21 protein-coding genes, 1 tRNA gene and 1 other RNA gene are annotated in these 23,230 nt (G+C 45.9%); 6 read left to right on the top strand and 17 right to left on the bottom strand.

Translation table 11 applies throughout. The features are described 5' to 3' along the window. Positions 1-46: 46 nt before the first annotated feature. The 4 genes from ACXHJ1_RS05750 to ACXHJ1_RS05765 all read left to right on the top strand — a co-directional run bounded on the left by ACXHJ1_RS05750 (position 47) and on the right by ACXHJ1_RS05765 (position 3,481). The gene (locus tag ACXHJ1_RS05750; protein ID WP_457905782.1) at positions 47-397 is read left to right on the top strand and encodes a DUF960 family protein; all 351 of its coding nucleotides are present in this window, start codon (positions 47-49) and stop codon (positions 395-397) included. A gap of 698 nt (positions 398-1,095) precedes the next feature. Next, positions 1,096-1,545: a JAB domain-containing protein gene (locus ACXHJ1_RS05755; RefSeq protein WP_457905783.1), complete on the top strand. Its 450-nt coding sequence runs from the start codon at positions 1,096-1,098 to the stop codon at positions 1,543-1,545. A gap of 374 nt (positions 1,546-1,919) precedes the next feature. Then, positions 1,920-2,687, top strand: a complete 768-nt coding sequence (locus tag ACXHJ1_RS05760) for a recombinase family protein (RefSeq protein ID WP_457905784.1) — start codon at positions 1,920-1,922, stop codon at positions 2,685-2,687. Continuing rightward, entirely contained in the window at positions 2,684-3,481 is a 798-nt protein-coding gene (locus ACXHJ1_RS05765; RefSeq protein ID WP_457905785.1) for a recombinase zinc beta ribbon domain-containing protein, read from the top strand. Before ACXHJ1_RS05760 ends, ACXHJ1_RS05765 begins: the two co-directional genes overlap by 4 nt. Here ACXHJ1_RS05765 and ssrA read toward each other — a convergent pair. The 10 genes from ssrA to ACXHJ1_RS05815 all read right to left on the bottom strand — a co-directional run bounded on the left by ssrA (position 3,442) and on the right by ACXHJ1_RS05815 (position 15,322). Next, positions 3,442-3,806: a transfer-messenger RNA gene (gene ssrA, locus ACXHJ1_RS05770) on the bottom strand. The genes ACXHJ1_RS05765 and ssrA overlap by 40 nt on opposite strands. Positions 3,807-4,061: 255 nt before the next feature. Continuing rightward, the gene (gene smpB, locus ACXHJ1_RS05775) at positions 4,062-4,541 is read right to left on the bottom strand and encodes an SsrA-binding protein SmpB (RefSeq protein ID WP_007428162.1); all 480 of its coding nucleotides are present in this window, start codon (positions 4,539-4,541) and stop codon (positions 4,062-4,064) included. Between the two features lie 266 nt (positions 4,542-4,807). Then, complete coding sequence (gene rnr / locus ACXHJ1_RS05780; RefSeq protein ID WP_457905786.1) at positions 4,808-7,417, bottom strand: ribonuclease R; 2,610 nt, start codon at positions 7,415-7,417, stop codon at positions 4,808-4,810. Positions 7,418-7,605: 188 nt separating this feature from the next. Beyond that, complete coding sequence (secG, locus tag ACXHJ1_RS05785) at positions 7,606-7,839, bottom strand: preprotein translocase subunit SecG (RefSeq protein WP_013368823.1); 234 nt, start codon at positions 7,837-7,839, stop codon at positions 7,606-7,608. A 330-nt stretch (positions 7,840-8,169) separates the two neighbouring features. Further along, on the bottom strand, positions 8,170-9,456 hold the full coding sequence (gene eno, locus ACXHJ1_RS05790) for a phosphopyruvate hydratase (RefSeq protein ID WP_013368821.1): 1,287 nt from the start codon (positions 9,454-9,456) through the stop codon (positions 8,170-8,172). A 63-nt stretch (positions 9,457-9,519) separates the two neighbouring features. Continuing rightward, complete coding sequence (gene gpmI / locus ACXHJ1_RS05795; RefSeq protein WP_016820126.1) at positions 9,520-11,064, bottom strand: 2,3-bisphosphoglycerate-independent phosphoglycerate mutase; 1,545 nt, start codon at positions 11,062-11,064, stop codon at positions 9,520-9,522. 1 nt (position 11,065) lies between these two features. Beyond that, the gene (gene tpiA / locus ACXHJ1_RS05800; RefSeq protein ID WP_013308264.1) at positions 11,066-11,818 is read right to left on the bottom strand and encodes a triose-phosphate isomerase; all 753 of its coding nucleotides are present in this window, start codon (positions 11,816-11,818) and stop codon (positions 11,066-11,068) included. Between the two features lie 59 nt (positions 11,819-11,877). After that, positions 11,878-13,059 carry a phosphoglycerate kinase gene (locus tag ACXHJ1_RS05805; protein WP_016820125.1) on the bottom strand — a complete coding sequence of 394 codons (1,182 nt, stop codon included), beginning with the start codon at positions 13,057-13,059 and terminating at the stop codon, positions 11,878-11,880. A 122-nt stretch (positions 13,060-13,181) separates the two neighbouring features. Beyond that, positions 13,182-14,192 carry a type I glyceraldehyde-3-phosphate dehydrogenase gene (gene gap / locus ACXHJ1_RS05810; RefSeq protein ID WP_017427870.1) on the bottom strand — a complete coding sequence of 337 codons (1,011 nt, stop codon included), beginning with the start codon at positions 14,190-14,192 and terminating at the stop codon, positions 13,182-13,184. A gap of 92 nt (positions 14,193-14,284) precedes the next feature. Next, entirely contained in the window at positions 14,285-15,322 is a 1,038-nt protein-coding gene (locus tag ACXHJ1_RS05815; protein ID WP_017427871.1) for a sugar-binding transcriptional regulator, read from the bottom strand. 260 nt (positions 15,323-15,582) lie between these two features. On the opposite strand from ACXHJ1_RS05815, the gene ACXHJ1_RS05820 reads away from it, so the two are divergent. After that, positions 15,583-15,654 (top strand) — tRNA-Arg (locus ACXHJ1_RS05820). A gap of 210 nt (positions 15,655-15,864) precedes the next feature. Beyond that, positions 15,865-16,461 carry an ATP-dependent Clp endopeptidase proteolytic subunit ClpP gene (clpP, locus tag ACXHJ1_RS05825; RefSeq protein WP_013368815.1) on the top strand — a complete coding sequence of 199 codons (597 nt, stop codon included), beginning with the start codon at positions 15,865-15,867 and terminating at the stop codon, positions 16,459-16,461. Positions 16,462-16,575: 114 nt separating this feature from the next. Here the strand turns inward: clpP and ACXHJ1_RS05830 are convergent, their stop codons facing one another. The 7 genes from ACXHJ1_RS05830 to ACXHJ1_RS05860 all read right to left on the bottom strand — a co-directional run bounded on the left by ACXHJ1_RS05830 (position 16,576) and on the right by ACXHJ1_RS05860 (position 23,219). Further along, a complete protein-coding gene (locus ACXHJ1_RS05830; protein WP_153794385.1) occupies positions 16,576-17,685 on the bottom strand; it encodes a PdaC/SigV domain-containing protein in 1,110 nt (369 codons plus the stop codon). A 237-nt stretch (positions 17,686-17,922) separates the two neighbouring features. Then, positions 17,923-18,678, bottom strand: coding sequence for an SIMPL domain-containing protein (locus tag ACXHJ1_RS05835; protein ID WP_457905787.1), 756 nt, complete (start codon positions 18,676-18,678; stop codon positions 17,923-17,925). Positions 18,679-18,952: 274 nt separating this feature from the next. After that, positions 18,953-19,222 (bottom strand): HPr family phosphocarrier protein, encoded by a 270-nt coding sequence (locus ACXHJ1_RS05840; protein WP_013368811.1) that lies wholly within the window; start codon positions 19,220-19,222, stop codon positions 18,953-18,955. A gap of 135 nt (positions 19,223-19,357) precedes the next feature. After that, on the bottom strand, positions 19,358-20,302 hold the full coding sequence (gene whiA / locus ACXHJ1_RS05845) for a DNA-binding protein WhiA (protein ID WP_013368810.1): 945 nt from the start codon (positions 20,300-20,302) through the stop codon (positions 19,358-19,360). A 5-nt stretch (positions 20,303-20,307) separates the two neighbouring features. Next, positions 20,308-21,294: a gluconeogenesis factor YvcK family protein gene (locus ACXHJ1_RS05850; RefSeq protein WP_013368809.1), complete on the bottom strand. Its 987-nt coding sequence runs from the start codon at positions 21,292-21,294 to the stop codon at positions 20,308-20,310. Positions 21,295-21,306: 12 nt separating this feature from the next. Beyond that, the gene (gene rapZ / locus ACXHJ1_RS05855; RefSeq protein WP_013368808.1) at positions 21,307-22,206 is read right to left on the bottom strand and encodes an RNase adapter RapZ; all 900 of its coding nucleotides are present in this window, start codon (positions 22,204-22,206) and stop codon (positions 21,307-21,309) included. Positions 22,207-22,268: 62 nt separating this feature from the next. Next, entirely contained in the window at positions 22,269-23,219 is a 951-nt protein-coding gene (locus ACXHJ1_RS05860) for an ROK family glucokinase (RefSeq protein ID WP_016820123.1), read from the bottom strand. Positions 23,220-23,230 lie beyond the last annotated feature (11 nt).

The following is a 23,230-nucleotide window of genomic DNA, read 5'->3' on the forward strand; positions in this document are numbered from 1 at the left end:
ATCAAAACGATTAGGTCCCGGCTTACATTAAAAAGGAGCTTAAACCATGACTATGCAATTTGCGACAAGAGAAGCAAATCACTTAATATCGCCTGAACTTCAATTTCAGCTTTTCCACCTGATTGATTCACAAATTAAACTCGGATTGGTCATGGACCACTGGCAGTTTTTTCAGCTTCGTCGGATAAATGTCAATCGAATTGAGGTGATTCACAGCCAATGTCACCCTGAAAGGCGTGAGGAGCATATCTTTGAAGGGTTCAATCTACCAGTTAACGAATTGGAGGCCTGGATTATAAATTATGGTGATCTTGGCTCTGCGCTCATGATTGCCGATGACTACAATCAAATGCCAGTTGAAGAACTACATCATCAATCCTATGAGGCCGAGGCCTGAGTCGAATCCCGGGCGGCATTTCATCACTCATCCTTCCGTTGCCCAGCGGCTGGTGGATGAGATCAATCTCAGGCGGGACGGAAAGCTGCTACCCATCCGGCAGGCATTGAAGCAAATCGACGCCCATCTCGCCTCTCAGAAGAAGCGAAGCCTCCGCTGCTACGAACTTTTTGAGGACGGACACATCGATGCCACGACACCTAAAAAAGCCATGCCCTGTAAGGAACGAAGGCCGTGGCACAGAATTCCACAAACGTCCCCTTCGGGTCGCTCCATCGCCACGTCACTGGGCACGGTGACCAAGTACATCTCGATGACCTTTCTGTACTCAAACTGGCCAAGCATTTACAGGATACCTGCGAAGATTGGAGCGTTCAGGATGGATGGTACTTCATTGCCTTTGAGCCCGGAGATCATGACTAAGTTATAACCTTTGAACAACATCGTTTTTACACGTCTAGTTGTTGTCCGCTCGGTTGCCGAATGGTTACATGTAGATGAAAGCTCTATTGATTTGGAATGTCATCTCCGGTTTACCAATGAATCACGAGATGATTTTAGTTAAGTATAGTATTTTTGAATACACGTTGATAAAAGCACGTTAAAACGTTTCAAATAGGGCTTCAAACAGAAATTATAAATAGGATGGGCCTATTAATAATGCCTATCTTATTACATTCTGTTATGGAGGTTATCACATGAATAACACTATGAAGCGGGTTCAAGTGATTCACTTGGAGTTGGTTCGAGAAAAGTCGATGCTGTTTGCAGGTCGCAAAGTTCATAAGCCGGAGGATACCGTCCAACTCTTTCGAGAGTTCATTGGGGATTGCGATCGGGAGTCTTTCTGTATTCTCACGCTGAGTACCAAAAACCAGCCACTGGCCTTACAGCAGGTTTCACTTGGCACGCTCAATTCATCGATCTTGCATCCCAGGGAGGTCTTCAAATTTTCCATTCTTTCCAATGCGGCATCCATCATCGCTTGTCATAACCATCCGTCGGGGGACCCTACGCCAAGTAGCGAAGACATTTCCATGTCCAGAAGGCTTCAAAAGAGTGGGGAACTGCTCGGTATCGAGCTACTGGATCATATCATTTTAGGCCAGGATGGCTATGTCAGCATGAAGGAAAGGGGGCTATTTTAAATTGGAAAAGTTAATCTTGGCCCTCATCGTTGCAGCAGCTCAATTGACCATAGAGATTATTAGTCAAACTAAAAAATAAGCACCGGGGGAGATCATCATACTCGCACATTACATCACTAGTATTTCAAGGCATAAGCTGAAACACACCTGTACTGATCCAGATACTACGTCATGGAACGAAATCGACCAAGTGCGGGAAACAACGGAATGTTACTATCTTCCTGCTGTGCAGATGCTGGATACCATTCTCAAAAAGCAACGCTGAACCAATAGGCTCGCTTTATCTTTATCTTGCTGTGCTCCTCTTTCTGAGGAGCCAGCCTTTGATTTCTATTTACTATCATTTCGCCTACATCGAAAGGGGTAATATACCAATGACTATTCAACGCGCCGCAGCTTACGCTCGCTTTTCCAGTGACAATCAACGGGATGAATCCATTGACGCTCAGGTTCGAGCTATTGAAGCCTACTGTAAACAAAAAGGCTTTGAACTCGTTAAAATCTATATCGACCGCGCCAAAAGCGCCACCTCAGACAAACGTCCACAGTTCCAGCAAATGATTGTCGATAGTGAAAAAGGATTATTTGATGTGCTCATTGTTCATAAGTTGGATCGTTTCAGCCGGGACAAATACGACAGTGCTAAATACAAACGCAAATTGAAACTAAATGGCATTCAACTGTACAGCGTCACCGAAAACCTAGACGGCTCCCCCGAAAGTGTCATTCTAGAATCGTTGCTGGAGGGTATGGCTGAATACTATTCTAAAAACTTGGCCCGTGAGGTCATGAAAGGAATGAAAGAAACCGCATACCAATGCAAGCATACAGGCGGTCTGCCTCCTATTGGTTACACAGTAGACCCTGTAACACGGAAATACATCATTAATGAAGAGGAATGTGGCATCGTCGAAACTGTTTTTTCGATGTTCCTCGCTGGTCATGGGTACAACCAGATCATTAGGGAACTAACAGAGCAAGGCTACACATCACGTTATGGGAAACCGATCAGCAAGGGAACCTTAGGTACCATTCTTCGCAATGAAAAATACACAGGCACCTACATTTTCAACCTCACCGACAGCAAGGATGCGGCTGGTAAACGAAACGGCAATCGGCATAAAAAAAAAGTGAAGATGTGATTCGTGTCGAAGGTGGTATGCCACAGCTTGTAACCAAGGAAGATTTTCAGAAGGCACAGGAAAAGATGAATCAAAACAAGCGCCAACCTGGCGCTTACAAGGCAAAAGAAATGTACCTGCTTAGCGGACTCATTGTTTGCGGGGAATGTTTAAAAAACGTAGGTATTCAGTATGCCATGATGGGCAATACCAAATACAGCGGTAGAAGCAAACTGAAATATGTCACCTACCGTTGCGGCAACCGTGATCGGACAAAGGCATGTAAAAACCCTGAGCTGCGCCGCGAATACATTGAAGCCTACGTGCTGGCTCAGCTTCAGGAGAAGATTTTTAACGATCAGGCTATCCCTGTTCTGGCTAAACAGCTTAATGAGTACCAGAATTCCAAGCAAACGAGCGTCAAAGCCGATCAACAACGCCTGACCAAGAGTCTGGAAGGTGTGGAGCGCCAGATTGATAACATTGTAGATGCGGTGGCTGGCGGTCTGAACAATCCTACCATTCTTGAAAAGTTATCCTCACTGGAACAGCAAAAAATTGAGCTAGAAACGAAACTGCTTGAGGCTCACCAGGTAAAAGAAAAAGCAGCCATCACAGAGGATGCTCTGCGACAACTGCTTTCTGGCTTTCAGGACCACATCACCAGCCGGAACCTTCCTGAGATCAAGAAGTTCATCGGCAGCTATGTAGAAAAGGTGATCGTCTACAAAGAACATGTAGAAGTCATCTTTAAGCTACAAGTTGTGGATTTGATCGATGGAGGCGAGGGGAGTCGAACCCCTGTCCGAAGATAACGACACATAAGCTTCTACGGGTGTAGTCACAGTTTTGATGTCACCCGAGTATCGCCCCGTAACCGGCTATACGTTGGGTCAGCCTGATTGTCTTCTTCAGCACACCCCAGGCGGAGATGTGACAGCGTATCCCACTATAGGTTAGCCCCTACATCCGGCACATGGGCGATGCAGGAGAGGAGCACGCTCACAGGTTATTAAGCTGCGAAAGCGTAGTTGTTTTGTTGTTTGCCGTTTAATAGGCTTTAGCGTTGATGAAGTGGACGCGTCCCCACTACCCGCTACCCATGCTCGAACTATCCCCGTCGAATCCATAAACGCCCCCTTATTATAAAAGGGCTCCACGGATAAATCCGGAAACACCGGAGCATAAGTGCATAATATCAAAAGCCAAATCCTAAGATTCAACACTCCAAACAAGTTAAATCAAGATGCATTGAAAAATTACTACTTCGTTAGTATAACATATTACATGTCATAACGAAACGGAATGAAGCCATTAAGGCTCGATAAAATAGCACCATTACAGGAACAAGTAACTTATCCACGTAATTTGTACCATACAGAGTAAGCAGACTGCTTATCTTGCAATTTTTTGCTTCTCTCTTAGTGCACGTTGGATATCACGCTGTGCATCACGTTTGGCAGCTGTTTCGCGCTTATCATACTGCTTTTTACCTCTACCCAGTCCAAGTAGCAGTTTGGCATAACCGTTGCGAACATAAATTTTGAGCGGCACGATGGTGTAGCCTTCCTGTTTCGAGAGACCAATAAGCTTACGAATCTGCTCTTTATGCAGCAGCAACTTACGCGTACGCGTCGGATCAGTCGGATTGTTACGATTACCTTGTTCAAAAGGGCTGATATGCATATTGTGAATATGAATTTCGCCATTACGGATCGTAGCAAAAGCATCGCTTATATTAGAGCGACCATTCCGCAGAGACTTAATCTCTGTTCCCGTTAACACCATGCCCGCCTCGTAGGTGTCTTCAATAAAATAGTCATGGGAAGCTTTTTTGTTCTGGGCGAGCACTTTCCCGTCTGCCTTCTTACCCATGAATACCACTCCTTATACATAACTTAATTCAATCTAGAAATCTCGCTACAATGAGCTACCCTAGAAATATATTGTAACAAATTTCGGATGGTAAAAGCAAGAAAAGTCAAGGCTTCTACATTTCTAATTACCCCAATAGCACACTAAAATCAAGCGGCTTCTATCCATTGCTACAGACAGAAACCGCTCATATACCTAAGCCTCATTTAGCATGATCTACTGCTCTTGAGAAGCTCTAGTCTCCTAAAAAAGTAAGTTGGTTCAACCTACTTTTTCTTTTTCCGTACAAACCCAGCGGTGCTATTTCCACCGTTAGCGCCCTTTTTTTTCCGCTTGCGACGTGCTGCGCCTTCACCGCCTGATTTGGCATCATTACCTGGGGTAGCTGCATCACCAATGAAGATCCCGCTGGCAGACGTCTTCTTCCGTCGCTTGCTTGCACCCGTTGCTGGCGAGTTATACCCGCCCTTGCCACTGCCAAAGCCGAAGCTGCTAGCTGAACCAGCTCCTGCTCCGTTAGCACTGCCGCGCCCTGAACGCCCTGCGGTGCTGATGCCTCCGTTACCGCCCTCTTTAGGCTTTCCAGCCGCCTCACGACCGCCTTTACGCTCTCTACCAGCCTTGTCCTTGCCGCCCTTGCGGTCACGTCCTTCTCGGCCCCTGCCTTTACCGCGGCCCTCGCCACGTGCAAAATCTCCGCCCTGGCCCGATCCACCCGTCCGTTCACGGCGTTGCCGTTGCTTCATATCGACGAGTTCAAAGTCAATTGTGTAATCTTCCATATTCACACGTGCGACGCGAACCTTAACCTCATCCCCAATGCGGAACACCTTAGAGGTGCGTTCTCCGATTAACGCCATATGCTGCTCGTCAAAATGATAATAGTCGTCTGTAAGTGCACTCAGACGCGTCAGACCCTCGACAGTGTTGTCTAGCTCAATGAACATCCCAAAGCTGGTTACACTGCTGATGATCCCCTCAAACTCCTCGCCAACCTTGTCCAGCATGTATTCAGCCTTTTTCATTTGCTCTGTGTCGCGCTCTGCATCCACAGCCACACGTTCACGCTCGGAGGATTGCTGAGCAATGTCTGGCATGCGTGCAGTCAAGTATTCCTGACGCTCATCTGTCAAAGCCCCGCCATTCTCCAACACCTCACGAATAACACGGTGAATTACCAAGTCAGGGTAACGACGAATCGGTGATGTAAAATGAGAGTAATACTCCGCGGCCAGTCCAAAATGTCCTGTTGACTCCGCATCATACTTGGCCTGCTTCATCGAACGCAGCATCATCGTGCTAAGCACCGTTTGCTCCTTCGTACCCTGAATGTCTTCCAACAATGTTTGCAGTGCACGCGGATGAATGGAATTTCCTCGACCTTTGATCTGATGACCAAAATTAGCTGCGAAAGCCATAAAATTTTGCAGCTTCTCTGGATCGGGGTCCTCATGAATTCGGTACAAGAACGGTACCTTAAGCCAGTGAAAATGTTCGGCTACCGTTTCATTGGCCGCCAGCATGAACTCTTCAATAATTTGTTCGGCTATCGTACGATCCCTTTTCACAATATCGACAGCTTTGCCTTCGTCATTCACAATCACTTTGGCCTCATCAAAATCAAAATCAACCGCACCCCGGCGCATCCGATTTGCACGCAGCTTCAACGCCAAATCCTTCATCGTACGGAATACATTAACCAGGTCCTTGTAGCGTTCCATCAGTTCTGCATCTTCCTCTTCGAGGATTTTGCGAACGTTCGTGTAGGTCATCCGTTCCTTTGTTTTAATCACGCTGGTGAAAATATCATGCTTTACGACCTTCATATGCTCATTGAATTCCATCTCACAGGATAAAGTCAGTCGATCCACCTGAGGATTCAATGAACATATTCCGTTTGAAAGTCGATGTGGAAGCATCGGAATGACGCGGTCAACCAAATACACACTACAACCGCGGTTATATGCCTCCTGATCCAGCTTGGAATTCTCACGCACATAATACCCTACGTCAGCAATATGAACGCCCAGACGGTAGTTTCCGTTCGGCAAGCGCTCTACATTAACCGCATCATCGAGGTCTTTGGCATCCTCACCGTCAATGGTAACAATGATTTTATCGCGCAAATCACGCCGTCCTTGACGTATGATCTCTTCTTCCGTAATCGCATCAGGAGCCTGATCCGCTTCCGCCATCACTTCATCCGGAAAGGCTTCCGGGAGCTGATGCTTGCGAATAACGGACAAGATGTCAACGCCCGGATCATCCTTATGACCCAGCACCTCCAGCACTTCGCCTTCCGCCGCTGCACGTCCTTCTGGATAGCTCACAATACGTACGACGACCTTTTGCCCGTTCACAGCTCCGTTAAAGCTGTCCTTAGGAATGAAAATGTCCCGATTAATACGTTTATCATCAGGCAAAACAAAACCATATGCTTCGTGGCTCTGAAACACACCGACTACCTGAAGCACTGCGCGCTTCACGATTCGCACAACTTCGCCTTCTAATCGGCCACCCGCAGGTCCCTTTGACGTCACTCTTACCAGTACCGTATCTCCATTCATTGCGCTCTTTAAGTCGTTAGCATGAATGTACACATCCGGGTGCTCCCGGTCCTCTGGAATCAAAAAAGCAAAGCCCTTGGCATGGGCCTGCAAACGCCCGCGCTGCAAATCCATCCGTTCTGGAACACCATAACGGTTTGTGCGGGTCAGCAGAATTTTCCCGTCTTCCTCCAATGCGTTCAAGAGCTTAAGGAATTCACGAAACTCTTCTGCATCCTTAATGTCAAAATGTTGCTCCAGCTCCTGGTATGTCATAGGTTTATATGCGGTCTCGCGCATGAAATCAAGTAGTTGTTGCTCTGTTATCATAATTTTGTCCACCTCGGGTGACCTTTAGTTTTCAGTAATAAATCCGCATGTTCCTTGTTCCTGATACAAGGCTCTTAATATACTCATACCCTAGTATACACGAATTTAATCGACGGCATCCCTGCCTGTCCAAAATCCAAAAAAGCCCCCGTTTCCCATGAAACGAAGGCTTAAGGTATATACTTATCTTATTTTGCGAAAAATGCAACCAAAACGGAAACGATCATAAAACATGCACCCAAAACAGCAGTTACGCGTTGTAAAATCAAATCCATACCGCGAGCTTTGGTCTTGCCGAACAGATGCTCAGCACCGCCAGAGATGGCACCGGACAAACCTGCGCTTTTCCCCTTTTGCAATAAAACAACCGCAATAACAGCAATCGAGAACACAACGAGCAGCACTTTCAAAAAGATTTCCATGAAAAATCCCACCTCCTGAGCTTATACATCTGTTTTGCAAAACAACACAGCCTCTTTTATGAAAACATGCACATATCATGCTTTAAATAGCCGGAAATTAACGCAAAACACTATTTTTATTCTACCACAGCTTCCAGTAGATAACAACAGCTACAGTAAGACACTTAGCCATTAAGCTTCTGTAGATAATAGATACATTATTCATAACAAAAACCAGACCTGCTTGCATATAGCGAGCAGGTCTGGTTAATTCATGCGTAAAAGCTTCGGGCGTCAGACTTCGTGATCATAAATCATCGATCTAAGACGCTGTCAGCATTTTTCGCAATACTATTTTTTCAGGTTGTAGAAAGATTTCAGGCCGTGGTATTGAGCCAGTTCGCCCAGCTGATCCTCAATGCGGAGCAATTGGTTGTACTTCGCAATACGGTCAGTACGGGAAGGAGCACCAGTTTTGATTTGGCCTGCATTTGTTGCAACAGCGATATCAGCGATTGTGCTGTCTTCGGATTCACCGGAACGGTGAGAGATTACAGCTGTGTATCCTGCGCGTTTAGCCAATTCGATAGCATCGAATGTTTCAGTCAGCGTACCGATTTGGTTTACTTTGATCAGGATAGAGTTACCGATGTTTTCATCGATACCTTTAGCCAGACGCTCTGTGTTAGTTACGAACAGGTCGTCACCAACCAATTGGATTTTGTTGCCCAGTTTTTCAGTGAGCAATTTCCAACCTTCCCAGTCATCTTCGGAGCAGCCATCTTCGATTGTGATGATTGGGTATTTATCAACCCAAGAAGCAAGCAGGTCAACGAACTCAGCAGAAGTGAAGGATTTGCCTTCGCCTTCCAAAGTGTATTTGCCATCTTTGAAGAACTCAGTGGAGGCAACGTCCATACCGAGGAATACGTCAACACCTGGTTTGTAACCAGCTTTTTCGATTGCTTCGATAATAGTGGACAGAGCTTCTTCGTTGGATTTGAAGTTAGGAGCAAAACCACCTTCATCACCAACAGCTGTGTTCAAGCCTTTGGAATTCAGTACAGATTTCAGGTTGTGGAAGATTTCTGCGCCAACACGCAGAGCTTCTTTAAATGTAGGAGCGCCTACAGGCAGAACCATGAATTCTTGTACGTCAACGTTGTTGTCGGCATGAGCACCACCGTTAACGATGTTCATCATTGGTACTGGCAATTGTTTAGCGTTGAATCCACCCAGGTAAGTGTACAGTGGCAAGCCCAGAGCTTCAGCAGCAGCGCGAGCGACAGCCATGGATACAGCCAGAATTGCATTTGCACCCAGTTTACCTTTGTTTGGAGTACCATCCAATTTGATCATCAGTGTATCAATTTCTACTTGGTTCACAGCATCCAAGCCGATTACTTCAGGAGCAATAATTTCGTTCACGTTTTTAACTGCTTGCAGAACACCTTTACCCAGGTAACGGGATTTGTCGTTATCGCGAAGCTCTACAGCTTCGTGAGCGCCTGTGGATGCACCAGAAGGAACGATAGCGCGACCAATCGCACCGGATTCCAGATATACTTCAACTTCAACCGTAGGGTTACCACGGGAGTCGAGGACTTCGCGAGCGTACACGTCAGAAATAATAGTCATTTGTACTTAATCTCCTTTGTAATTCATAATTTATTGGTCAAGCCTATACTTATTAAATCAAGCTTACTTGCGGGATGCAATCATAGATTTTCCTGTCATTTCCGCAGGTTGCGGAAGTTGCATCAAATCCAGAAGCGTTGGAGCTACGTCAGCCAGAATTCCATGCTCACGTAGAACGATATTTTCGTCAGTCAAAATGAACGGAACCGGATTCGTTGTGTGAGCTGTGAACGGACGTCCCTGCTCATCAATTTCCATATCCGCGTTACCATGGTCAGCGATGATAATTACCACGCCGCCTTTGGCTTTAACTGCATCTACAACACGTCCAACACATTCATCCGTCGTCTCTACTGCCTTAATTGTTGGTTCCAGCATACCGGAGTGTCCAACCATATCCGGATTGGCAAAGTTCAGGATAATCGCATCATGCTTGTCGGCTTCGATTTCCTTAACAGCAGCATCCGCTACTTCATACGCACTCATTTCAGGCTGCAGATCATATGTAGCCACTTTAGGCGAGTTGATCAAAATACGAGTTTCGCCAGGAAGCTCCACATCGCGTCCGCCACTGAAAAAGAAAGTAACGTGCGGATACTTTTCTGTCTCAGCAATACGCAATTGCTTTTTGTTGTTTTGTACCAGCACTTCGCCAAACGTGTTGTCCAGGTTTTTCGGTTCATAGGCAACAAAGCCTCCAACCGTTTCACTGAACAAGGTCAGGCAAACAAAGTGCAGATTTTTAGGCCATTGTGGCCCACGGTCAAAACCACGGAAATCTTCATTGGTAAATACTTGAGACAATTGAATCGCACGGTCAGGACGGAAATTCAGGAATACGACAGAGTCATTGCTTTCAACCAGCCCTACAGGGCTTCCATCAGCCTTCACAATAACAGTTGGCTCCACAAATTCATCGAACACTGATTTTTCATACGATTCCTTCAATGCTTCGAGTGGGTCGGTATATTGAGGACCTTCACCGTATACGATTGCACGGTAAGATTTCTCAACACGTTCCCAACGTTTGTCGCGGTCCATTGCATAATAGCGTCCTTGTACGGTTGCAATTTGTCCAATGCCCACTTCCTGAATTTTAGCGACCAGTTGTTGCATAAAGCCTACGCCGCTATCAGGCATAACGTCACGTCCATCCATGAAAGCATGAATGTACACTTCGGTTAATCCTTCTTTTTTAGCCAGATCCAGCATAGCGAACAGATGGCTGATATGGCTATGCACACCACCGTCGGACAGAAGTCCGTACAAGTGAAGTTTAGTGTTGTTCTTCTTCGCATGCTGCACGGCTTTAACCAATGTTTCATTGTCGAAGAACTCGCCTTCACGGATGGACTTCGAAATACGAGTCAAATCTTGATATACGATTCGGCCTGCGCCGATGTTCAAGTGACCTACTTCGGAGTTACCCATTTGTCCTTCCGGCAGACCCACCGCTTCACCAGAAGCCGTCAAAGTAGTATGTGGATACTGTTTTAAATACCGGTCGTAATTCGGTTTATTGGCCTGTGCAACCGCATTGCCTTCCACAGTGTCACGCAGTCCGAATCCGTCCATAATAATTAAAGCTACCGGTTTTGGTGCTGTCATCTTACTTCGCCCCCTCAACAAGCGCGATGTACGACGCCGGTTGAAGACTGGCACCGCCCACGAGCGCGCCGTCGATATCGCTTTGACCCAGGTACTCAGTAACATTTTCAGGTTTTACACTACCACCGTACTGAATACGTACAGCATTTGCTGTATTTTCATCATACAGCTCTTTAATCAAACTACGGATGTAGGAAATCACTTCATTCGCATCCTGCGAAGTGGAGGATTTGCCTGTTCCGATGGCCCAGATTGGCTCATAAGCAACTACAACTTGTGCCGCTTGATCTTTAGCCAGACCAGCAAAAGCTGCTACAGTTTGTACTTTTACAACTTCTTTGGTTTGACCTGCTTCACGGTCTTCCAGCTTTTCGCCTACGCATACGATTGGTGTCAGGCCATGACGGAATGCTGCATGAACCTTTTTGTTCACCGTTTCGTCTGTTTCGTTGAAATACTCACGACGCTCGGAGTGTCCGATCACAACGTAGTCTACGCCCAGATCTTTCAGCATTCCGCCGCTGATTTCACCTGTAAATGCGCCATCTTCTGCAAAGTGCAGGTTTTGTGCGCCGATTTTAATAGATGTACCTTTTACTGCTTCAACCAGAGCAGGAAGATTTGTAAATGGAGCACAGATAACGCTCTCCACTCCTGCAACCTCTGCTTTACCTTTGATCTCTTCGATGAAGGTTTTAGCTTCTGGTACGGTTTTGAACATCTTCCAGTTACCCGCGATAATCGGTGTTCTCAATGGTTTCAACTCCTAACTATTAGGTGCCCTAAAGCCTTTATTACGCGTAATGCGTTTGATTATTTATCGTTAAGTGCAACAACACCCGGAAGTGCTTTGCCTTCCATGAATTCCAGGGATGCGCCGCCGCCAGTGGAAATGTGATCCATTTTGTCAGCCAAGTGGAATTTTTCAGCCGCAGCCGCAGAATCACCGCCACCAATGATGGTGTATGCTTCTGTTGTAGCACAAGCTTCCGCTACTTCACGAGTACCGCCAGCGAAAGGCTCGATTTCAAATACACCCATTGGTCCATTCCAAACAACCAATTTGGAGTTTTTGATAACATCTGCATAGATTTTACGAGTTTTCGGTCCGATATCCACGCCTTCCCAATCTGCAGGAATGCCGTCGATGTCCACAATGTTCGTGTTCGCTGTAGCGCTGAAATCGTCAGAAATAACGATATCCACAGGAAGGTAGAAGTTTTTGCCAAGCTTCTTCGCTTTTTCAATAAATCCAAGAGCTACGTCCAGTTTGGATTCATCCAGCAAAGATTGACCCACTTCATGACCTTGAGCTTTGAAGAATGTATAAGTCAAACCGCCGCCAATAATTACGTTATCTGCAATGTTCAGCAGGTTGTCGATTACGTCGATTTTGTCTTTTACTTTGGAACCGCCAATAATGGCTGTAAAAGGACGATCTGGATTCGACAGGGCTTTACCAATAACAGACAACTCTCTTTCCATCAGCAAGCCGGAAACAGCCGGAAGAAGATGCGCGATACCTTCTGTAGAAGCATGAGCACGGTGTGCTGCACCAAAAGCATCATTCACGAAAATGTCAGCCAGCTCAGCAAATTGCTTCGCCAGTTCAGGATCATTTTTCTCTTCTCCTGGGTAGAAGCGTACATTTTCAAGCAATAGTACATCGCCGTTTTTCAGTTCAGCCACTTTCGCTTTAACAGCCTCGCCAACTGCTTCGTCCACCTTAACAACAGGTTTATTAAGCAGTTCTGACAAACGCACACCAGCAGCAGTCAGACGCATGGATTCAACAACTTGACCCTTTGGACGTCCAAAGTGACTCGCCAAAATAACTTTTGCACCTTTTTCAATTAGGTAGTTAATGGTTGGCAAGGTTTCGCGAATACGCTTGTCATCGGTAATTTTACCATCCTCAACCGGAACGTTAAAATCTACACGAACAAACACCCGTTTTCCATTCAGTTCTATATCACGTACGCTCTTTTTGTTCATCTCCATATTCCTCCGCACCCTTATAATTTTACGAAACAGGAATTTAAGGCACATTTTGATATATAAAGAGCGGAAACAATAACACCTGTTTCCGCTCTATGATGTTGCTCGATAAGGAATTCTTATTTAGCCAATTTAGCGAAGTATTCCAACGTACGGATCAATTGTGCAGTGTAGGACATTTCGTTGTCGTACCAAGCTACAGTTTTAACCAGTTGTTTGTCGCCAACAGTCAGAACTTTAGTTTGAGTTGCATCAAACAGGGAACCAAAAGTCAGACCTTTGATGTCAGAAGAAACGATTTGATCTTCAGTGTATCCGTAAGTTTCAGGATCGGAAGCTTCTTTCATCGCTGCGTTGATTTCTTCAGCAGTTACGTTTTTCTCCAGAACTGTTACCAGCTCAGTCAGGGAACCTGTTGGTACTGGAACACGTTGAGCTGCACCATCCAATTTACCTTTCAGCTCAGGGATAACCAGACCGATTGCTTTAGCAGCACCAGTAGTGTTAGGAATGATGTTTTCAGCTGCTGCGCGAGCACGACGGAAGTCACCTTTAGCATGTGGAGCATCCAAAGTGTTTTGGTCGCCAGTGTAAGCGTGAATTGTAGTCATCAAGCCTTCAACGATACCAAATTTGTCTTGCAGTGTTTTAGCCATAGGAGCCAAGCAGTTAGTTGTGCAAGAAGCACCGGAAATTACAGTTTCAGTTCCGTCCAGAATTTCATGGTTTACGTTGTAAACGACAGTTTTCATGTCGCCAGTAGCTGGAGCGGAGATAACAACTTTTTTAGCGCCGCCTTTCAAATGTTTCTCAGCAGCTTCTTTAGTTGTGAAGAAACCTGTGCATTCCAGAACGATGTCTACGCCCAGGTCTCCCCAAGGCAATTCTTCAGGGTTACGGTTAGCCAAAACTTTAACTTCTTTACCGTTTACTTTAAAGAAACCGTCATGTACTTCTACTTGTCCTTGGAAAGTACCTTGTGTTGTATCATATTTCAACAGATGTGCCAGCATTTTGGAATCTGTCAAGTCGTTAATTGCTACTACTTCAATACCTTCTACGTCTTGAATACGGCGGAAAGCAAGGCGTCCAATACGTCCGAAACCGTTAATACCAACTTTAACTGTCATGAGTGAGTTCCTCCCAAAGTTCGTTTAGTTTAGTTTTATATATTCAAGACAGACCCGAAAGCCCGTCAAGACAACACAATTAAAAAACCTTATCAATCTCTTAAATAACGGCTTACAATCTCGGCAGCAGCGCCTTCGTCGGTGACAAGAATGTCTTCCTGTCCGAAACGCAATACTGCATGAATAGCAGCAGCCTTGCTCTTGCCTCCAGCCACACCTAACACCGTCTCCGTACGCCTGATGTCCTCCAAACGGAGTCCAAGCGTCAGCATTCTGTGAACAACGACGCCGTCTTCGTTAAAATAATAACCAAACGATTCGGCGACCGCACCCTCATTGCTGATCTGGGCAAAGGTTTCAGGGTCAAGCTTGCGTCTGTGGGCCATTGCTATGGCGTTGCCTATCCCGTGAATGATAATACGACTCTCTCGAATCAGGCTTAATATATCCTGAATATTCGTATCCTCAAGCAAGGAGTTGTAAGCATGATTGCTGAGCAAATCCGGTACATGGAGCAGACGGTATTGAGCGCCGACCTTGCGAGCCATCGTGGAGGCAATTGTATTTGCCTGCATTTCCATGCTCTCTCCCAAACCCCCGCGTGCCGGTACAAACCATCCGCCCTTAAGCGGGCCGTTAGCAGGTAATGCCAGTTGTTCCGCCACATCTGCAATCGTCGTGCCACCTGTTACAGCGACCACGTCCTCGTCATCCATAACACTCAGCAGCGCCTTTGCGCCAGCACGGCCCAGTTCCTGCTTCGCTAACGGTGAAGCATCCGAATCCCCTGGAACGACAACCACCTTCCTCAAACCGTAGGCTTGACGAATCTGATCCTCCAATTGGGACAGGCCGAACAAGTTGTTCGCAATCGGCTCCAGCTGTTCCAGCAGATCCAGTCCTGCTTTGCTCACCTTCATGCCCACACTCTCAATCTCAATTAGCCCTTGCGCTTTAAGGAGATCAGTCTCAGCGCGCAGTACGCGCTCGGTCATATCCAGTGAAGCTGCCAGTGTTCTGCGTCCGATAACTTCGGACAGCATAATCTGATGCAGGATCGTGTACCTTTTTTTCAAAACATCCATGAGGTCGGGCAGAAGCTGCTTCTGTATTTCTAATATCTTTCGCATGCTTTCCACTCCCGCACACTTCTAAGTTCTGTCTCTATGCTATATCTCTAACTGGTCTTAAAATGTCCCGGGATAACTTTTTAAGTCCCACGTATATCTTACCCAATATTTGCTTCACATGCAAGTCTATCTGAACCTATATTTCTCAACTTTTTATGTGAATATGCGCACGTAATAAAAGCTTGCAATTCAATGCCGTATATCATATAATCATCTTTGTTTCCAATTAATTAGTTGGTTGCTTGTAATGATTCATTTTTGCGCCCGTGGTCCAACGGATATGACGTAGGCCTCCGGAGCCTGAGATCGAGGTTCGATTCCTCGCGGGCGCGTCGTTTTATATGATTGGCTATATGTTCCATATGATGTTTTTAACCAAAAAGAGCGCTAAGCGTTCTTTTTTTTAATCAATAGTTTGACTTTCTTTGACTTTTTGTTTGAAATTGTTTATCATGTGGTTAATACGGTAACAGTTTATAAATAGGGATGTGTATTCGGCATATCCACCAAATCCACTAACGATTTAAGGGAGGTTTTTTGACGTGAGCTATGTTCCTATGGTAGTAGAACAAAGTAACCGCGGCGAACGCGCCTATGACATTTATTCCAGACTGTTGAAGGATCGCATTATTTTGTTGGGCTCGGACGTCAATGACGTTGTAGCCAACTCAATTATTGCCCAAATGCTGTTTTTGGCTGCTGAAGATCCTGAAAAAGACATTCACTTGTATATTAACAGCCCTGGCGGTTCCATCACAGCTGGTATGGCCATTTTCGATACGATGCAATACATTAAACCTGACGTATCTACCATTTGTGTAGGTATGGCTGCTTCCATGGGTGCTTTCTTGCTGAATGCAGGTGCCAAAGGTAAACGTTTTGCCTTGCCAAACAGTGAAATTATGATTCACCAGCCACTAGGCGGTGCACAAGGACAGGCAACGGATATCGAAATTCGTGCCCGTCGCATTCTGAAAATGCGTGACAAATTGAACCGCATTCTCGCAGATCGCACAGGTCAACCACTGGAACGCATCGAAAAAGACACAGACCGCGACTATTTCATGTCCGCTGATGATGCCAAGGAATACGGTATTATTGATAAAGTGTTAACTAGCTCCTCTCCAGAAGGTGTATAAGAAAAGTGGTTTTCTTCTGAATAGCTGGTAAATAAAAAGGCTGCCTCGGATTTTCGTATCCGGTAGGCAGTCTTTTTTATTTACTATTAATTTTCAATATATACCTAATCTAGATTATTGATTTTGTCCCGCAAAAGGCTTACCGCCCTGAGGCAGCAGTTGAGCGAACGAGTAAGTAAACTCCGGAATTCCATAAGCGTATGGCGCATAATCATACAAATCAAACACGATGGTTACTCCACTGTTGGTCACATAAAAATTCTGATCTGCGGCCAACTCTTTAAATTTCTCAAAACCTTCGCCAGCCTGGAGCGCATCAATTTTTTTCTTCAAATCAGCATTCAGGAACTTTTTATAGTTAGGATTTGCCTTCAATACGTCAGACAATTGCAACTGCTTACCATCAGCAAGCGAGAACGTATATCCTTTACGTGCCGTCATACCGTGTGCGCCACCTGTATACGAGTAGTCCTGCATAATCACACTTAGAATACCGTCCTTATTATAGGCAATTGCAAAATCATTTTCGAAATCATACGGTCTTTCTGCTGTAACCTCTCCCTCTGCCACCATCTTTTTGCCTGCTGCCAATACTGTCTCTGCATGCTTTTTAAGCACATTATTAATGGCCTGTTGAGCCTCAGGATTCAGCTGGCTGCCGCTGATTTGCGGATACTTAATCTTATAGGATACCTTTGCATTACTCGAAGCTGGAAGCGTCTGAGATGCAATTGTGATCGGATTTAGCTGGCTTTTACTCAATGTTACTGTTTTCTGAGTTGCATTCCACTGCGCATCGATACCCAGATAGTCTTTCAGCAGACTCATAGGAATATATAGCTTCCCGGCGATCATTTTGGCATCCATGCTGCGCGTGTTGATCCCGTTCACATTGGCATAGGCATCCGAGGAGGAGACCACGATATAGAGCTTGTTGTACCCGCTCCCCACTGTATATGTCCCTTCCTTGGTGTCATAGCTCACCGGAATTCCCAAACTATCACGCAGTGCTGCCACTGGAATCATTGTATTCCCGTTCACTTGTACACCTTTAGCGGCCAACGTTTTACCATTCCATTGGATGGCGATCCCGGGTTGCTGTGTTGTCGCTTGCTGCTGTTTGGTCGAAGCTGCCTCAATATAGGAAACGGGAACGACCGCAACCCCTGCTAAGATTCCCGCTGCCAGCAGTGCTGAGCCCCATTTTTTCGTATGCTTGTTCATCGTAAGTATTCCTCCTATTGTGAATCTGTATTATCTATGTGTTTTGATCACTTTTCTTATTATATCTATACCCTATTGTATGTAGTTTACAATCTGTACACTCCCTGATTTCAATCTGTACACCTAACAGCCATTAGCTATGACAGACTCATTACAAAACGGTTTCAATAGACAAAAGAAGCCAACAAGTCACCCTGCAATGTTGCAGGCGCTTGCGGCTCCGTTTAATGGTCTATACTAGTTCATCTCATATTGGGCAGACACTTGGACTTTCACCGTTACTTGGCCCGACTGTATCTCTGTTCCGCCACTCATATCCATGAGCGCTTTGGACATGGCATTCTCACGTTGTGTGAAAACCTGAGCTTCCCCGCCATCTACTGTCACATTCACCAGAGCCCCTAAGCCGCGTTTAGCTGATTTTGCTACGGCACTGGCTTTGGATTGAGCGTTATCCAACGCTTTTGCAATAGCAGCTTCTTCATAAGAAGAAGGATTCTCTACGGAAAACTGTATATTATCTACGTTGTTTGCACCGGAGTTTGTAGCCTCATCCAGCAGCTGACCAATTTTGTCCAAGTTGCGATATTTCACAGAAAGTGTATGGTTGGCCATGTAGCCTTTGAGCTTCTGTCCTTCTTTCTCGTTATAGGTATAGTTAGGTTGTACAGAGAACTGGCTTGTCTGAATATCGTCTGCACTGATACTCCATTTTTCTTTTAACAGCTGTGTGACCTTGTTTATTTTCGCAGCATTAGCTTTTTGAGCAGCAGCAGCAGTATTTCCTTCCGATTGCACACCAATAGAGAGATAAGCGATGTCTGGCTTAGCCATTATTTCACCACTTCCACTCACATTAATTACACCCTTCGCCGTCGTCGCCGTTGCAGCATAAGCGCGATCAGCTCCCGTCCACAGCCCTCCTGCTACTCCTCCAGCTAATAATGCTCCTGCAAGAATTGCTGTGCTTACTGTTTTTGTCCAAACTCTCATCGTACTCAACCTCTTTCTTGAAAATGTTTGTACCTTCCAGACGGAAAAAACGGGAAAAGGTTGCAGGCAAGCGGTATAAATTTCCGAAACAAGGCATACCACAGGGGTTTTAATTATTTGTAGCTTGGACTTAACACGGTCGCTATATTCAAATAAATATACATAATAACTTAATGGTGGGGCTGGGTTAATACTTTTTTCTGGATACAAAAAAAGCCCCCAAGGGGGCTTTCGCTAAGAGCATACATCATACCAAAAAGCAGCAGATGTTCGTTTATTGATTTTCCAACTCAACCTTACTAACCAGACTTACTAAAGCGTTTACAGCCTGTTCGGCGTCCGCACCTTCGGCACTAATATTGATTTCAGTACCTGTACTGATGGCGAGGCTCATAATACCCATGATGCTCTTGGCATTAACCTTTTTGTCTTCTTTTTCCACAAAAATTTCAGATGAATATTTATTCGCTTCCTGTACGAACAACGCAGCAGGTCTGGCGTGCAGTCCTGTTTTCAAGCGTACGACTACTGGATGTTTTGACATGTCAGCTTACCCCCTCATCAAATAAATCTGGACGCTATTTACTCCATTTTATTTATCACATTATAACATTAACCCGGGACAGACACTAGAAAAAAAACTAAAAAAACCGGGGCTAAAAGCCCCACAGACCCTTTTTTACGGAATCAGGCCGTTTTCCCCCCTGATTTTGTCAGCCATCTCATCAATTTTGCGAAGTCGATGATTTACACCCGATTTACTCACGACCCCTTTGAGCATTTCCCCGACTTCTTTCAAATTCAAATCGGGATGAGCGAGTCGAATTTCTGCCACTTCACGCAGCTTATCCGGCAAGGTCTCCAAACCAACTTCCCTCTCCAGCAGCTTGATATTCTCAATTTGCCGGACAGCGGCTCCGATCGTCTTGTTCAAATTCGCTGTTTCGCAATTAACAATACGGTTTACGGAATTGCGCATATCGCGCATAATGCGTACATCCTCAAACTTGAACAAGGCTTGGTGCGCCCCAATGATACTGAGCAGCTCAATGATCTTCTCGCCTTCCTTGATGTAAAGGATAAAGCCTTTTTTTCGCTCAATACAGCGGGCGTTGAGATGAAACTCATTAGCGAGATCAACTAACGCCTGACAATGCTCCTCATACATCGAAGAAATCTCAAGATGGTAAGACGACCCCTCTGGATTATTCACAGAGCCACCTGCCATAAAGGCACCCCGCAAATAAGCCCGCTTACAACAGTTTTTCCGAATGATATCACGATTAATCCCGTCAGTGAACAAGAAACCTTCTGAGACAATATAAAGCTCCTTTAGCAGCTCTTGTACACCATTGGGGATACGGACAATATACACATTATTTTTTTTCAAGCGCATTTTTTTCCGTACAAGCAGTTCGATGTGAAGTTGAAAATGCTTTTTGATCAAGGAGTAAATCCGCCTTGCAATCGCGGCATTTTCTGTGGACACGTCCAATATCACCCTTTTATTCGACAGTTGTACGGATCCGAGCATACGTATGAGCGCAGACAGTTCCGCTTTTTCACAGCAGGGCTGGCTTTCAATCATCGTAAGCTCTTTTTTCGTTTGTGCCGCAAAGGACAAGGGACTCACCTCCTTCTTAACATCCAGTTTTGTACCAATTGGTAAATATGCTGGCTCAGTTTGTCGGCATCATGCCGTAAATACGTACGGAACAGAACTAACGTATCTGCCACTACTTTATATCCTCGATCAGCCAGCTCGCCCATGTCTACCTGAACAGGCTTAGCTCCCTGCTCGGCATACATCTCCTGTACTTGGGGTGGTATTTCCCCGTTATTCACAATGACATAGTCAAAGAGGTGATGCCCAACATGCTCATAGATCGCTTGCAGGTGATCTCCCACTGTATAGCCGTCGGTTTCCCCTGGCTGGGTCATCACGTTGCAGACAAATATTTTGATCGCATCTGATTTCACCACAGCCTCAGCAAGCTTTGGCACAAGCAGATTCGGTAAAATGCTGGTATATAGACTGCCGGGACCAATCAGAATCGCATCGGCTTCATTAATGGCTTCCACAGCCTCAGGCAACGGCTCCACGTGAGTCGGTTCAAGAAAAACACGTTTGATGCGTCCGCCTGCTTCTGGGATTTTGGACTCCCCGGTGATCACCGTGCCATCCTCCATCTCGGCGCTGAGCACAACACCTTCTTCAGCCGCTGGCAGTACACGCCCCCGGACAGCAAATACACGGCTAAGCTCACGCACCGCCGTTACAAAATCCCCCGATATATCAGTCATCGCTGCTAAGATCAAATTCCCCAGACTATGGCCTGACAATCCTGATCCAGCACCGAAACGGTATTTTAGCATATCTGACATTACTGGTTCCACGTCAGCCAAGGCAGTCAGCACATTGCGGATATCCCCTGGAGGGGGCATCTGCAGCTCACTGCGCAATATCCCGGAGCTTCCGCCATCGTCAGCGACTGTAACAATAGCCGTAATATCCAGCGGCTTTTGCTTCAAGCCCCGCAACATGACGGACAAGCCGGTTCCGCCGCCCATAACAACAATACGTGGGCGCTCCCGTTGTGATCCGGTCTCTTTCATGATTTCACCTCATTAATGCCGGTCCCGATCAGCATCCCGATGCGAAACAGAAACGGATTCTGTCTCGCTGGCACCCAGCATTTTTCCTAAATACTCCGATATTGCAACTGAACGATGCTTACCTCCAGTACAGCCAATACCGATAATGACCTGGCTTTTACCTTCTTTGCGATACTGCGGAATCAAAAAGTGCAACATATCCAACAACTTGGTTAGAAACGCCTGGGTCTCCGGCCACTTCATAACATAATCATATACATCGCTATCCTGTCCCGTGTGTGGACGTAGTTGGTCCACATAGTGGGGATTAGGCAGGAAGCGCACATCGAATACAAGATCGGCATCAATGGGAATACCATACTTGAAGCCAAAAGATGTAATGTTCACGGACAGCATACTGCTCTCCAGATGGGAAAATCTCGAAATAATCCTCGCCTTTAAGGTTGCGGGCTTCATCGTACTGGTATCAATAACCTGTGTAGCGGAGCTTTTGAGTTCTTCCAACATCTTACGCTCCAATCGAATCCCGTCCAAAGGCATACCATCTGGAGCAAGCGGATGCCGTCGACGGCTTTCCTTGTACCGCTGTACAAGAACACCGTCATTCGCATTCAAGAATAAAATTTCACAATGAATCGTAAAATGATCTTTAATATAATTTAGCGATTCTGACAAGGCGGTGAAAAATTCTCGTCCGCGTAGATCAATAACGAGAGCCACCTTGCCAATTTTACCGTTAGACTGCTCAATCAACTCGGCAAATTTGGGAATCAGCACAGGGGGCAGATTATCAACGCAGAAGAAGCCCAAGTCTTCAAGGCTTTGCACCGCAATGGTCTTCCCTGCGCCTGACATCCCTGTAATAATAATGAGCGTTGCCCACGGTGCAGCATTTTTTAAATTATCTGTCATATGGACTTCCCTCTCCTTTTGCTTCTTTGCTCTATGTCAGTACCCCTATCGTCAACCCCGGATTAAGAGCGCAGCAGCAACCCAGCAGCCCCTACGATACCCGCGTCATTGCCTAAAACCGCTGGTACGATATATACCCCTTTTTGAAGCGGCTCAGGTGCCAGCTTGGCGTATACGCGACGCATCTCTTCAAACAAAAAGTCGCCTGCTTTAGAAACACCGCCGCCTATAATAAACAACTCTGGATTAAGCACAGCGGCAACCGCTGCCATCGATTTCCCCAAATAAAAGGCAGCCCGGTTCACGATACGCAACGCGACTTCATCCCCGGCTTTAGCAGCATCGAATACTTCCTTGGCAGCAATGTGATCTTCCAGAGCCAGAGAGGTCCGGTCACCACGTTCCACAGCATCCTTGGCCATACGAATGATGCCTGTTGCGGAAGATACAGTTTCCAAGCAACCCATCTTGCCGCATCCACACTGAATAGCCTCCAGATCAGGCACGACGCTGATATGTCCAATTTCCCCAGCCATACCCGAAGAACCTTGATATATTCTACCATTTATAATAATACCGCCACCTACACCTGTTCCCAGGGTATAGCATACACAGTTTTCTATGCCTTTGCCTGCGCCAGCCCAAGCCTCACCCAGCGCAGCAACATTCGCATCGTTGTCTATTTTTACAGGCTTGCCAATCCGGTTCTCTAGGAGCGCACGGATCGGTACGTCACGAAAGCCAATATTAGGAGCGAGGACAATAATACCATCACGAACATTCGTAAAACCTGCAACACCTGCACCGACACCTTTTAGTTGATCCCACTCATAAGGAGATTGCTCAACAATATGCCGCACATATTTTTCGATATTACCGATGACAACGTCTACACCTTTATCGGTTTCGGTTGGTCCCTCATATGTGTGCAAAAGCTGTCCGTCTTCATTACAAATGCCGACTTTAATCGCGGTACCGCCCAAATCGACACCTACATAGATACTTTCAGACATGTTCCAAGCCA

The sequence above is a fragment of the Paenibacillus sp. ALE2 genome, from assembly GCF_054113385.1.